This is a genomic window from Leptospira perolatii (assembly GCF_002811875.1).
GTDB classification, from domain to species: Bacteria; Spirochaetota; Leptospiria; order Leptospirales; family Leptospiraceae; genus Leptospira_B; species Leptospira_B perolatii.
On the sequence record NZ_NPDZ01000016.1, the window covers coordinates 51,621 to 64,871 of the forward strand.

Below are 13,251 nucleotides of genomic sequence, written 5' to 3' on the forward strand. Positions count from 1 at the left end.
CCGGAGGAACAGTCGCGTAAAGCTATTTGTGATTCCTTGATTCCTAAAGTGCGAAGCCTTGAAACTGCTTGAAAAAAACACAGGGGTACCTCCGATTGAAGCGTAGATCGAAGAAAAAGGAATAATTGTCTTCATGAGTATCCTCGAAAAAATCAGATCCAAAGGCTACGAGTTGCCTCAACCGCCAAAGGCAATCGCCGCCTATATTCCTGCATCAAAAGCCGGACAGCTTGTTTTTACTTCCGGGCAATTGCCTCTAAAAGATGGAAAACTGATGCAAACCGGAATTCTGGGAAAGGATCTGGGAGTAGACGACGTAAAGGACTCCATGGTGCAAGCTACCCTAAATGCGTTGGCCGCTATTTCTGGTGTAGTCGGAGACGTGGAACATATTAAGGAAATTGTAAAAATTGGAGTTTATGTTGCGTCAGCTTCTACTTTTACCGAACAACACCTAGTTGCAAATCATGCATCAAATTTGCTTTTAGAAATTTACGGAGAAGCAGGAAGGCACGCAAGATTCGCAGTAGGTTGCTCTGCGTTACCTCTCGGATCGCCAATCGAAGTGGAAATGACAGTTCTAATACATGATAAAATCGTTACTTAAAGATCTGACAATAGCTCTCCCCGCAATACCAATCCTGCTCAAAGCGTGGATTCGTTTCTACAAGGAATTGCTCGGTAGATTCGCGGAATTCTGGTCGAATAAGAATGGAAAAGAAAAGTCACTATTCCTGGTCTCTTTCTTTCAGCTGGGCTTCAGCCTAACAAGCTGGATCAGCTACCAAATCTATCTCGGCATGGAAGAAACGGAAAGTATCCGAGTAGCTTCTAATATCTTTTTTATCCTTCCTTCCGCCTTTGTATTTTTTTTCGGAGGATTTTGGAGAAGTGAATGGCTTTTCAAAGCATTGAGAATTTCGCAAGGATTCTTAGGATTGCTTTTGGTACTAGGCGCATTGCTTCCTGATTTTTTCTTTGTTAGTTTTTTAAGAGAAGAAGATTATACGTTTAACTGGAAGTTCTACACTTTTTGCGGCACATGGTTTTTAACCACCATCGTAGTGTTAGTCGGAGGAGAATGACTTCGGCTATCTCCAGATTTCCAGATGCAAGATATTCTACAGTCTCTTGCATCTAGAAAGAAAACTGGTGCAAAATCGCAGTATCTGTGTTACTTTCGAATATAAGTCCTGTCTTTGCCCAAAGAAACAAAGTTAACTGCGCCGGCAGGTGACTGGCCGAAATCTCTGTACATCGGTGATTTTCTGACATAGAGGATCTTACTCTCGGGAAAGTATTGTAGAACCATGCTAGAAAATCGTTCCTTTGGATCAGGTGGCTCAAAGAAGAATACGTTTTTGCTGATTCTTAGCTTCAATCCTTTCGTCGCAAATTCCTCTCCCGCTCTAGTGATATAATGAAAATCGAATGCGCTTCCGTTTTTAGAAAAATAGATTTTGGATTGTTTTAGAGATGGATCCTGACTCGGTGATTCTGTGCCTGTCCACTCTGACTTTAGCAAAAGATCGCCAATGTTCTCCTTTCCTTCCAATGGCTTTATGTCAAACGCCAAGACATCAGCCCCCTGCACCCAACCGGATTTTTCTCCGTATTTAATCTCGAACCAAGAATCCCTCCACTCCTTGTTGCTAAGCGAAGTCGAATTTACCGGGAAAATTTTTGTAGGAGAAACTTCTTCAGGAAACTGATTCCAGTTCAGCCTTGATTCCTTGTCTACTTTTGGCTCCGAATAGACTTCCAAAGGATTCGTAATATCGAGGATGATGCTAAATTGCGATGCAGATTCTTTTTTGAATGTCTGTGCCCCAGCATCGAAAACGAAGAAAATTAAGAGGGTAAAAAGAACCCCAAGTCTGAAATCGATTTTATTCATATATACCACTTTATGAAAAAATGATTCTATAGAGTGAATTTTCTAAAATCAACCGAATCCAAATCGGAAAATAGCAAACTTTCGAAAAAAGTACTGCGAGTTTCGGAAAGGTGAACCTGTTACTGGAAATGAGACCCAGAATTTGGAAAAAACTAACCAGAACCCTGACCGGAACCATTTTTCCGCTCTGTTGCGGAATTTGCGGAAAAGAAGATTTCTTTGCGAGAACGATCGGGATCTGCCGCCCTTGTAGCGAAAAGCCAATTTCCAATCAGGAAAAAGATCTCTTAAGATGCAGGGTCTGTTCCTCCCCTTTGAATGTGAAAGAATGTAGAATTTGCTCTACTAGAAATATATTCTTTTCCGAAGCTCGTTTTCTCAGAAACAGAGACGAACTTCATGCAGAAATTCTAAATCGAATTAAGAAGGAATATTCTTACGGCCCGAGCATCTACTTATCCACTGGAGCTAGAAGACAATTCTTAAAATGGATGCCGGAAAATTTGGATGCGTGTATCTGCTTGCCGAGTGCTCCTGCAAAATGGTGGGGAAATTCTTCCACCCGTCCCTTTCACGTATGCACGGAATTGTATGAACGGGCAAAAGAAATATTACAAATTCCGAAGTTAGATGTCTTAGAAAAATTGAACCGAGAAAGGCAGGCTGGCAAAAGTTACTCGGAAAGATTTTTTTACGCGCGAAAATCTTGGAAAATCAAAACAAACTGGATCGGTAAGATCCCGAAGAATATCCTGTTGCTAGATGACATATTTACTACCGGAGCGAGTATAAACGAAGTATCCAGATTGTTAAGAGACAACGGGGCGGAAAAAATTCTAGTCCTAACCTATCTTCGCACCCTCGAATGAGATTGACCAAACTTAATAAGCGTATAGTATTGCATTTCGGCTCCACATGACTCGAAAGATCCTTCATATTGATATGGATGCATTCTATGCTTCGGTGGAACAAAGGGACAATCCGGACTACCGAGGGAAACCGATCGTAGTGGGAGGTCCTCCGAATTCCCGAGGAGTCGTTTGCGCAGCAAGTTACGAAGCAAGAAAATTCGGAATCCGTTCCGCGATGCCTTGTTCTCAGGCATATCGACTTTGTCCATCTGCGATTTTCGTAAGACCTAGATTCGAAATTTATAAAATAGTTTCTCGGCAAATTCGAGAAATCTTTTTGGAATACACAGACAAAGTGGAGATGCTCTCCTTGGATGAAGCATTCTTGGATGTCACTGAGAATAAAAAAGGAATCCAATACGCTACTTCCATCGCAAAAGAAATACGATCTAGAATCTTTGAGAGCACAAACCTAACAGCCTCTGCAGGAGTAGGAACTAGTAAATTCGTCGCGAAAGTTGCTACGGATCGAAATAAGCCGAACGGAATGACAGTGGTAAGACCAGAAGATACGCTATCATTCATAGAATCCTTGCCTATCGAAAGCTTTCCCGGAGTCGGAAAAGTCACGCACAAAAAAATGCTAGAGATTGGAATACGGAACGGAACTGATTTGAAAAAGACTTCTAGAGAAGAATTGCTCAAACATTTCGGAAAAATGGGAAACTGGCTCTACAATGTAGCAAGAGGAATCGACGAAAGAGAAGTGGAATCTTCGCGCCTGAGAAAATCCTTAGGAGCAGAATCTACTTTCTCTCAAGACCTGATCCAAAAAGAAGATTTGGTCAGCGAGTTAGAAGCGATTTCCGAAGAATTGGAAAGAAGACTATTGAAGAGCAATTTTAGTGCAAGGACCTTCAGCTTAAAAATCAAGTTCAAGGATTTTACCGTGAAGTCCAGAAGTAGAACTTTTACAGAAGCTCCTAGAACAAAAGAAGCATTCTTAAAAGTCTCTCTCGAAATGCTCGAAGAATTTTTGACAGAGAACGGAACTTCTGCGGTTCCGATCCGCCTACTGGGTTTGAGTTTGTCTCATCCAGAAAGTTCGAACAAAGATTTAGAAGATGGTTTTGCAGGTTCTTTGTTTCATTTTGAGGAAGAAACTCTAGAACCTATGGCTTTCGACGATCTTTAAGATCTCAGCTCCATACTGAGCCACCTTCGACTCTCCCATCCCTTTGATCAATTTCAGTTCTTCCAGTGAGTCCGGCATTTGCTCCGCGATTCTAGCTAGAACCGGATTTTGCAAAACCATAAACTTTTTCCACTTACGTCTTCTCGCGGTTCTGTCTCGAAAATTCTTCAATTCATTGAGAAGTACTTTTGTAGGGGAAGAAGACTTTGCCTTTTTCAAAGTAGAAGGCGATTTCTGGTCAGCGATTTCCGATTTTCGCTTTTTGCCTGAAAAATTTTTTCCTAGATTCGCGAGATACAACTTAGGGTACTTTTGCCCTTTCACTAATAACTTTTTTTCAAAAAGCCATTTTTCCAAGATGAGTTGAATGGATTCTTCCGGCACGTGAGAAAGAGTTGCATAAAAAGAAGATCGATCTAGTCTCCTTCTAAGTACTTCTTTGGACTTGGATCCCCTTAGAGCACTAGAAACTATTTTTTTACCGAATCTTGCCGGGTATTCGCTTAATAAACCTTCTATATTCTGTATCTCTTCGCTACTAAACTCGTGAGATTGTTTTTCTCTTTTCTTTTCTGATTTGATTCTTTCTCTTTCTATATACGCTTCTCTTCCGGACTCGGTTCTGCTCGCTTCCAAACAGATATCGCATTGATTACAAGGCTCGGTTTCTTCTCCAAAATAACCGCAAAGGGATCTTTGTCGGCATTCCAAAGAAGTGGCGTACGACTTTACATGTGAGAGCAGCGTATCTCCCCCCTTGTAATTCGCTTCTTTGGAAAGTAAAAAATTTTGCACATTCAAATCGCTCGGATGAAAAAACAGAATGCAATCGGATGGTTTGCCGTCTCTTCCCGCCCTGCCCGCTTCTTGATAATAACTTTCTAAAGAAGAAGGAACTTGATAATGTAAAACTAGTCTTACATCCGGACTGTCCAAACCCATTCCAAATGCATTCGTCGCAACAAGTACATTCGTTTTCCCCGAAGAATAACCGTCCTGTGTCTTTTCCCGACTGGAATCGGTTCTGCCTGCATGATATTTTCCAATCTTATAACCCGACTTCTTGAGCAATTCGTAAAGTGAATCCACTTTGGCTCGGGTCGAACAATAGATAATCGCTTTTCCGGAGGAAAGCTTTCTAAAATTACTATATTCTAATATACTCAAAAGATCTGCTTCTTTCTCTCTCTCCGATTGGGGAAATCGGATCTGAAAACGTAAGTTCGGTCTTGCGTAAGTGCCTTGTACACCAACCGGAGAGACCAGACCCAGGCTATCAGAAATATCCTTTTTGACCCGGTCCGTTGCAGTAGCTGTTAGCGCCACCCAAGGCAAGCTCGCAGGAAGGTGATTCCTTAGAGTGTACAACCTGCGATATTCTGGGCGAAAATCGTGACCCCATTGCGAAACACAATGTGCCTCGTCGACTGCGATCAATCGTACGGGAAACTTTGGAAGTAGATCCAGAAACGATCTAGAAGTTGCTCTTTCCGGAGATACATAAAGTATTCTGATCTTTCCGGTCGCCGCCCTCGATAGAATTCTAATTTGCTCCAATTCATCTTGCGTAGAATTACAATACGCAGCCTCTAAGCCCCTCGCGGTCAGTGAATCAACTTGGTCCTTCATTAAAGCGATTAGAGGAGAGATAACTATAGTCAGACCTGTTTCAAATACGAAGGAAGGCAATTGGTAGATCAGAGACTTTCCGCCTCCGGTAGGAAGAATCGACAAAACATCTTTGCCTTCTAAGATGGATTGCAAGGCTTCCCACTGGCCTGCCCTGAACTGAGCGAAACCGAATGCCGCTTTTAACGCAGCTTCCCAGTCTCTCTTAGATATAGAGCTCGGCATTCCAACGCTAGATTTCATTTTTCACTTTCCTGATGTGTGACTGGTTCCATATTCCTAATTTTTCGATATAGAAATCTTGCAGGATCTAACGCAGAGTACAAGCTATTTTCCACGGGAAGTGGCTCGTTGCAAATCACGCTCGCTAACAATTCTCCACCGATCAAACTCGATAGAACTCCTCTAGATCCAAGTCCACCAAAAACGAATAAGCCCTGAATCGGCTCCATTGGTTCGTATTCCTTGTTTCTGTTTCTAGGAAGCCCGGAGCCCGTGTAAATTTTTTTGAATTGTTTAGGATTCGGTACAGGACCAAGTATCGGAAAACGATCTTTCGTCTGAGATCTGATTCCCACAACTTCACGTATCTCCTGAACCGATTCTAAGTTCAGCCCTTCGAATCTATTTCGAGCAAAACTTAATAGTGCCTGCGTGTCCTCAGATCTAGGATTCTCCTCCAGATGAAATTCGTCAAAGGTAGAACCTAGAATTCTTTTTCCTTCGCACAAAGGTGTTAGATAATGTTCTGCTACATGAATCGGTTCCGTGCCAATGTTCGATTCGATTGGTCCCGCACCTTTTGAAAACTCGATTTCTAAAAGCTGTCCTCTCACTTTGCTCAATTCAAATAAAGATTCTCCCAGGAAAGAATCCAGGAGTTTTTGAATTCCAATCGAATTTGCCAGGACAAGAGCGGACCCACAAGCAATCTCTACTCCATTTTGATCTAAAACCATCCAATTCGAGTCTTCTTTTCGGATCTCTTTTACAGTACATGAACTTTTTTGAATATTCCGATGATTGAATAAATTTTCGACTAACCTCGGTGTTTCGGTCCAGAATCCCGAAGGAAAAAACATCGCCCTTTGTTTCGCACTTAGCAAAGTTGATTTTTGACTCGAATCGCTCAACTCCTCCGCGATTTCAATGGGAAGTGAATGATTGCTTGCTCCTTGCGTCAGCCTTTCCCAAGAACATTCTTCGGTTTCCAACTGAAGAGTCCCAGAAATTGCAAAATCTTCCTTTTGCAAAAGATAAGGATACCTGCGCAATGAATGCCCAAGAGCTCTCAATGTCCAAAGGCTAGTCGGACTGGGAAATTTGGTTAGATGAGGATGAGAGATCGCCTTTGGAATCGCGGAGGCTTGGTTTGGTGAATTCGCATCTATTACGATAATGGAATATCCGCGAATCGCGAGAGAACGGGCCACCGATGCTCCAGCCAATCCTCCGCCTATGATCAGAATCGGAGTTTCTTTCTTAGGAGGCGCCTGTTTTGTTATTGGATAAGCGAACTGATTTTTGAGAACTGCGGATTTTTTCGAGTTGGTCCCTATGGCAGAACTGGTTCCGAAAGCTTGCTCTCCTAACATTTTACCGCAAAGCATTTCACGTTTTCTTCCGTAGCCTTTCTTTTTTTCCAGCTGGAATCCAGCCTTTGAAAGAGAATCTTTTACACTTTTAGCTACGGTGAATGTTGAAAAAGTAGCTCCTTTGTTCGCAAGCTTTCCGATCTGAAACAAAAGTTCTTCTTCCCAGAGTTCAGGATTTTTGGAAGGAGCAAAGCCATCTAAAAAAAAGCAGTCAAACTTTCCTGAGGAATCAGGCAAAAGACTTCGAGCGTCTCCGATCCAAAGGTGCAGGCAAATTCTATCCACCTCAAATAAAAAGGAATTGCAACCTGCCACCAAATTAGTGTATGTCGGTAGAAATTTTTCCAGAACTCCTGACAATTCCGGAAAACAAGAAATCGCTTTTTCGATTTCATCTCGAGTTAATGGAAACATTTCGTAAGAAACGAATTTTAGCAAAGAGAACGGAGACTTAATTCGTAACTCTTCCCAGAGCTTCCAAGTAGCAAAAAAATTCAAACCGGTTCCAAAACCGATTTCTAATATTGAAAATGCGGGTATATTAGAATCATTTGATAGACTCAGTCTATCTGACAAATTGTTTCCATCGATAAATACGTGACGAGTTTCTTCTAAACCGTTTTCTGGCGAAAAGTAAATATCTCCGAAATTCTTAGAAACAGGAGTTCCATTCTCCTTCCAGTCGATCACCCTTCTGTGTCTCCCCGAAGATTGGAACTTCTTTCCCGGTTTCTAGGAATTCCCGAAGAAGGTAAATCGTCCTTCAATTCCGGCTGAAAAGCTCGATTCGGAACTTCGGACTCTTTTGCGAGTTGAATCTCCTTCCTTATTCCCAAGCGCATCGTACTCATGGACATATAGAGTGAGGGAGCCGGCTGGTTGTTTGCAGTGAGAACATGTTGTTCCACAACAGTACCTTTGCCCGTCTGATCACCGAAGTTGGTCAGTTCCAAAAAAAGATATGCGTTATAAAGTATCGTGTCCGGAAAATACTGACCGACCTTATACTCCATTAATAAACGAATCCCCTTCAGCTCCATCAATTCGTTCTTTACGCTCGAGACTCTTCGTTCGTTTTCTAAAATATCCAAACGATAAAATGCCAACCCATACAGAGGACCCACGCCAAAATTAAAGCTCTGTCCTGTATAGTATCCCAAATAGAACGTAAAGAATACTTGATAATCCTCATAGATATAATCCATCTTTCTACCGAATACCGATGGAAGCGGAAAGAGCTGATACTGAAGGTATTGTTCAGGAGTAATGTAAGGTCTACCGTCATCCGGAAAATTGATCAAGGTCCCGCGATATGTCCTGGGGGAAGTGAGACTAAAAGACCAAGCGAACCAATTTAAAAAGGATAACCAACCTTTTAACTCACCTGCTCCAGGGAGCCTCCCGGGAACCGAACCGATTGAGTAGAATGCACGATATACGGAGGAGTCTTTACTAACGATATGATTTTCTGTCATCTCAGACTGGGCACCTAGAGGCTTGGCAGGCAAGCCGCCAAAAGAAGGAGGCCTAGTCATAAAATTCAAACTGGTAACTTCGGCGCCCGCATTGATAATGATAGAATCGAGTACGTGCGATAAGGACTTGCAGTCTAATCCGAAGCACAGAATGATAATGAGAAGGGTCCGGGTCAGACGGCGAAAGTAAGTTCTGCTTTTTGCCGATCTTCCCATTCCATGCCAGATTCATCCGATCCCTATCGAATCCAAGTCCTATTTGGAAATTGACCTTTCGGTTTCAGGAGGGTTGACTGGCAATGGTGCAAATTCGACACTAGCTCATATAGCGTTTCATGAACACTGTTTTCGCACAACCTATGATTTCACCGGTTTCGGTCGCGCCTATGATGGATTGGACCGACAGACATTTTCGTACCTTTTTGAGATTCATTACGAAAAAGACTCTGCTATACACCGAAATGGTCACTACTGGTGCGATCCTAAGGGGAGATCGAAATAGGCATCTTGGATTTTCCTTGGAGGAACTCCCTCTTTCTTTACAGCTGGGGGGAAATGAGCCGAGCAAGCTTGCAGAATGCGCAAAGATCGGAAGCGATTTCGGTTATTCTGAGATCAATTTAAATGTAGGATGTCCTTCAGACAAGGTACAAGAAGGAAATTTCGGAGCTTGTTTAATGAGGCATCCGGATCAGGTCGCAGAATGCATATCCGAGATGTCTGCGGCAGTTCGCATTCCTGTTACTGTGAAATGTAGAATCGGAATCCCGGGAAAGGATCAACTCGAGGATCTCCTGCATTTTGTGGAAAAGGTTCACAATGCCGGCGCAAACCGAATCACAATCCATGCAAGAATTGCGATCTTAGAAGGACTTAGCCCGGCACAAAATCGATCCGTACCTCCGCTACGCTATGGAGATGTATACCAAGTGAAGAAATCTTTTCCAAATGTAATCGTCGAAATCAATGGCGGAATCAAGACTTTGGACGAGGTTAATTCACACCTGAACCATGTTGACGGAGTAATGATTGGAAGGGCTGCATACGAAAACCCTTTCCTATTTTCCAAAGTAGATGAGCTTTTTTTCGGAATGTCACCGAATCAAAAATCAAAGAGAGAAATATTTTTCCAGTTAAATGAATACCTCCAAAGGAATATAGACCAAGGCGAAAAACCTGCTCGAATCCTCAAACACGTGCTAGGTGCGTTTCATGGAGTCAGAGGTGCAAAATCCTACCGAAGAATTCTGACCGAAGGTATGCACGTAGATTTTTCTAGCGATCTTTTGGAGCGGGCTCTACAGAACTTACCTAACGAAGAACTGGATTCTGCGGTTACTGCGTCTCCAGAGTTCGCATTTTAGCAGACTAGCATTTCGCATTACAACGATTCTGTTTTGCGAAATGCCAAAAGAATCTAGTAAAGCGTCTTTTTATTTTATCCTTGCAAATCTGCCTAGACCGAATGAAGCTTAACCCTTCCCTATGTTTTGGGTGCTCTGGATTTTACTCTTCCTTTCTAACTCCTTACAGGCAGAGCAGATCGATTCCTGGTCCGTAAAGAGCCTAGATGCAGACTGGACTTTTACTCAGGAAGGATCGCCAACTCCGCGTTCGGTGAAAATTGCCCTAGGCCTACTGGACCAAGGATATAAAATTCCGATCAAAGGAAAGTATAGAATTGCAATTCACTATTCCGGAAAGAACGACGGTCTGACTCAAGGAGTATACTTAGATCGAATCCAGTCGATCGACAAGACCTACTGGAACGGAAAATTGATCGGGAGCACTGGTGAATTCGATCCGTATTCTCCGAATTGGATCCGGCCAAGATTTTATCCGATTCCGACACACATGATCTTACCTGGCGAGAACGTTCTCGAGGTCGAAATAGAATGTAGAGAATCTAGACTATTTTGCGGAATCTTTCGCAGCGCTCCGAAGGTAGGAGACTACGACAAGATTAAGGAAGATTTAATATACGAAGATCTCGTCCAAGTGACATTTGCGGTTCTTTTCTTGGGAATTTTTTTACAGCAAGCAATTGCTCACTTTCTGAACCGATATTCGAATGCAAGTTTGTTCTTATCTTTATCAGCAATCCTTTATGTAGGTTGGAGAGTGGCTGTCCTAAATAAAACCCACTACCTCGGAATCCCATTCGAATTGATCGTTCGAGTTTTTTTTATCTGTCAGACTCTTTTCCCTGCATTCCTTATTCTTTTCGTATACGCACTCTTTGAAAAGAAACCCGGTATTTTTGTCCAAGCGATCTTAGGCGCAGACTTTATCATAGCATTCCTGCATCTGTATTCATTTTCTCCCGATCAAAGATTCCTAATGGTTTACTTTTGGGAAATTCTACTGGGACTGAAAATCATCGCGTTGGTAAGCCTTGTGGCAACCCACTATAAAAGTAGCGGAGAAGGAAAAATCATACTCATTGGTGCCTTACTCGCTGCGTTTTTAGGAATTTCAGATGTAGTGAAGGATGTCATAACGGGGAAAAATCAGTTTCTATTCCAGTATGGAATGCTCGTATTTCTATTCGCAGGGGTAATGGGAATTGCGGTGCAAAATGCAAGAGCACGGAAAGATCTAAAGGAACTCAACGAATCTCTGGAAACTCTTGTCGAAATCAGAACACAAGAATTGGAAAAACAGTACAGACTCCTGAACGAAGAGATCATCGTTGCAGCAGGATTGCAATCGAAGCTAATTCCTGGCTTAGACGGCAAAATAGGACGACTACTGGTGAATTCGGTGTACGTTCCTGCGGAGAAAATCGGAGGAGACTACTTTGATTCCTATGCCTACGGAGAAGACAAGATCCAATTTTTGTTATGCGACGTGGCAGGTCACGGAATCTCGGCAGCACTGATTGCTTCTATGCTAAAGATCAGTTTCTTGGAATTGGCTCCCAAGCATTCCGAACCAGCTGATTTGTTAATCGAACTCAATGCTAGATTGGTCCCCGTAGTTGAAAAAAACTTTATCACAGCCGTTGCTGCCACCTTTGATTTAGAGCTCGGAGAAGTTCGCTATTCTTTAGCCGGTCATCCTCCTCCAGTTCTGGTTCGAGAAGAAAGCGAGGAGCCGATTATTATGGACGGAAAAGGTTCTATCCTTGGATGGAGGAAGGAAATCCAGCTCGGAACCTGGAGAGAAAAACTGAAAAGAGGAGATCGATTCTTTTTCTACACGGATGGAATCACTGAAGCAATCAGCCCTGAAAAGGAAATGTTCGGAGAAGCAAGGCTCATAAGTTTGCTACGGGATTCTTTCAGTAGAAATCCTAGAAATCTAAACGAAGAGATTCTTGCGAACATAAAAGACTTCGCGGGAAATAAGCTGCCTGATGATGTAACCTACCTTACAGTAGATGTTATCTAGAAATTTTCTAAAATTAAATCGTGGCTCAAAATGGATCATTTGAATTCAATCATCACTATCGACTGTGGCTATATAGAATCCGAACTAGCCTGTGCTTATTTGATCAAAGAGGGCGACCGTGCCTCCTTTGTAGAAACTAACACCTCTTTTGCGGTTCCAATTTTCTTAGAAACCTTAAATCAACAAGGTCTCCACCCGGAATCTGTGGATTTTATTATTATTACCCATGTCCATTTGGACCATGCGGGTGGAACCGGAGAATTATTAAAGCATTGTCCAAACGCTAAAGTGTTAGCTCACCCAAAAGCTGCGCCTCATATTATCGATCCTACGAGACTGATCAACAGTTCAGTCAAGGTCTACGGAGAAAAACTCTTTAAGGAACTTTACGGGGAAATTGTTCCCGTACCGGAATCCAGAGTAAGAATTATGGAAGATGGAGAAGAACTGAATTGGGGCAAAAGAAAATTAAGATTTCTTTATACAAGAGGCCATGCAAATCATCATTTCTGCATATATGACTCTGCTAGTAACGGAATTTTTACAGGAGATTCATTTGGACTGGGATATCGAATCTTCCGGAGCGGAATAGAACCTTTTCTTTATCCTTCCACGACCCCCACGGATTTTGCTTCGGACGAAGCGATTCTTTCGATCGATAAGATTTTGGCTACTGGAGCAGACAAGGCCTACCTTACTCATTTCGGTGTCTGGGAAAATATGACTCTCGGCGCGGCACAGATGAAAGAAGGAATCAATGCCATGGAACAAGTGTTAGTCGCCGCACAGAAAACGAATCTAGAAGGAGATGCGCTTCTCGCTTTCTGCCAAGTTAGAGTGAAATCGTATCTGGATGAGCAGCTCGCGATTCGGAAAATTTCGATTGATGAAAAAGGCAAAAGATTCCTAGACTTTGACGCTCAGATCAACGCGCAAGGAATCGCGTTCCAAGTAGAAAGATCCAGGAAAAAAGGAACGGAACTTCTGAAATAGAAAAGTACTTCAAATCCTAATTCATCTCATGAATTGGAATTTCTGTTCCGGGCGCGCGGGGAAATGAGGGGCCCCCGCCCTGGGTATGAACCGGAGACATGGGTAACAGAATAGACCGGGAACATAGGTAACACTAAACAAACGCAAAGGAGGACAAGCCTTTGCCGTGGAAAGAGGTGAGACCGATGGACGAGAAGGTTAAGTTTATTGCTGCCGTGGTAGA

Annotated in this window: 11 protein-coding genes; 7 read left to right on the forward strand and 4 right to left on the reverse strand. The window is 42.6% G+C overall.

Annotated features, from left to right (window positions below; all coding sequences use genetic code 11):
- The first annotated feature begins 133 nt into the window (after positions 1-133).
- Both CH373_RS17045 and CH373_RS17050 read left to right on the forward strand, forming a co-directional pair.
- Positions 134-607 (forward strand): RidA family protein, encoded by a 474-nt coding sequence (locus CH373_RS17045; protein WP_100715424.1) that lies wholly within the window; start codon positions 134-136, stop codon positions 605-607.
- A complete protein-coding gene (locus CH373_RS17050; RefSeq protein ID WP_100715425.1) occupies positions 588-1,085 on the forward strand; it encodes a hypothetical protein in 498 nt (165 codons plus the stop codon). The genes CH373_RS17045 and CH373_RS17050 overlap by 20 nt, the downstream gene beginning before the upstream one ends.
- 89 nt (positions 1,086-1,174) lie before the next feature.
- Here CH373_RS17050 and CH373_RS17055 read toward each other — a convergent pair whose 3' ends face one another.
- Positions 1,175-1,897 carry a hypothetical protein gene (locus CH373_RS17055; RefSeq protein ID WP_100715426.1) on the reverse strand — a complete coding sequence of 241 codons (723 nt, stop codon included), beginning with the start codon at positions 1,895-1,897 and terminating at the stop codon, positions 1,175-1,177.
- Between the two features lie 128 nt (positions 1,898-2,025).
- On the opposite strand from CH373_RS17055, the gene CH373_RS17060 reads away from it, so the two are divergent.
- Entirely contained in the window at positions 2,026-2,766 is a 741-nt protein-coding gene (locus tag CH373_RS17060) for a ComF family protein (RefSeq protein WP_100715427.1), read from the forward strand.
- A 46-nt stretch (positions 2,767-2,812) separates the two neighbouring features.
- The gene (gene dinB / locus CH373_RS17065; protein WP_100715428.1) at positions 2,813-3,943 is read left to right on the forward strand and encodes a DNA polymerase IV; all 1,131 of its coding nucleotides are present in this window, start codon (positions 2,813-2,815) and stop codon (positions 3,941-3,943) included.
- On the opposite strand, the gene CH373_RS17070 is transcribed toward dinB, so the two are convergent.
- From CH373_RS17070 to CH373_RS17080, 3 genes are read right to left on the reverse strand one after another with little or no spacing between them, the layout of a single operon-like run.
- On the reverse strand, positions 3,914-5,815 hold the full coding sequence (locus tag CH373_RS17070) for a RecQ family ATP-dependent DNA helicase (protein ID WP_100715429.1): 1,902 nt from the start codon (positions 5,813-5,815) through the stop codon (positions 3,914-3,916). The two genes, dinB and CH373_RS17070, sit on opposite strands and share 30 nt — an antisense overlap.
- Entirely contained in the window at positions 5,812-7,857 is a 2,046-nt protein-coding gene (gene mnmC1, locus CH373_RS17075; protein ID WP_100715430.1) for an FAD-dependent 5-carboxymethylaminomethyl-2-thiouridine(34) oxidoreductase MnmC1, read from the reverse strand. Before mnmC1 ends, CH373_RS17070 begins: the two co-directional genes overlap by 4 nt.
- Positions 7,854-8,858: an LIC10647 family lipoprotein gene (locus CH373_RS17080; protein ID WP_243393456.1), complete on the reverse strand. Its 1,005-nt coding sequence runs from the start codon at positions 8,856-8,858 to the stop codon at positions 7,854-7,856. Before CH373_RS17080 ends, mnmC1 begins: the two co-directional genes overlap by 4 nt.
- Before the next feature lie 119 nt (positions 8,859-8,977).
- On the opposite strand from CH373_RS17080, the gene dusA reads away from it, so the two are divergent.
- From dusA to CH373_RS17095, 3 genes are all read left to right on the forward strand, one after another.
- The gene (gene dusA / locus CH373_RS17085) at positions 8,978-10,006 is read left to right on the forward strand and encodes a tRNA dihydrouridine(20/20a) synthase DusA (protein ID WP_100715431.1); all 1,029 of its coding nucleotides are present in this window, start codon (positions 8,978-8,980) and stop codon (positions 10,004-10,006) included.
- Between the two features lie 121 nt (positions 10,007-10,127).
- A complete protein-coding gene (locus tag CH373_RS17090) occupies positions 10,128-12,035 on the forward strand; it encodes a PP2C family protein-serine/threonine phosphatase (protein WP_100715432.1) in 1,908 nt (635 codons plus the stop codon).
- Positions 12,036-12,065: 30 nt separating this feature from the next.
- Positions 12,066-13,028 carry an MBL fold metallo-hydrolase gene (locus CH373_RS17095; protein ID WP_100715433.1) on the forward strand — a complete coding sequence of 321 codons (963 nt, stop codon included), beginning with the start codon at positions 12,066-12,068 and terminating at the stop codon, positions 13,026-13,028.
- The last annotated feature ends 223 nt before the right edge of the window (positions 13,029-13,251 follow it).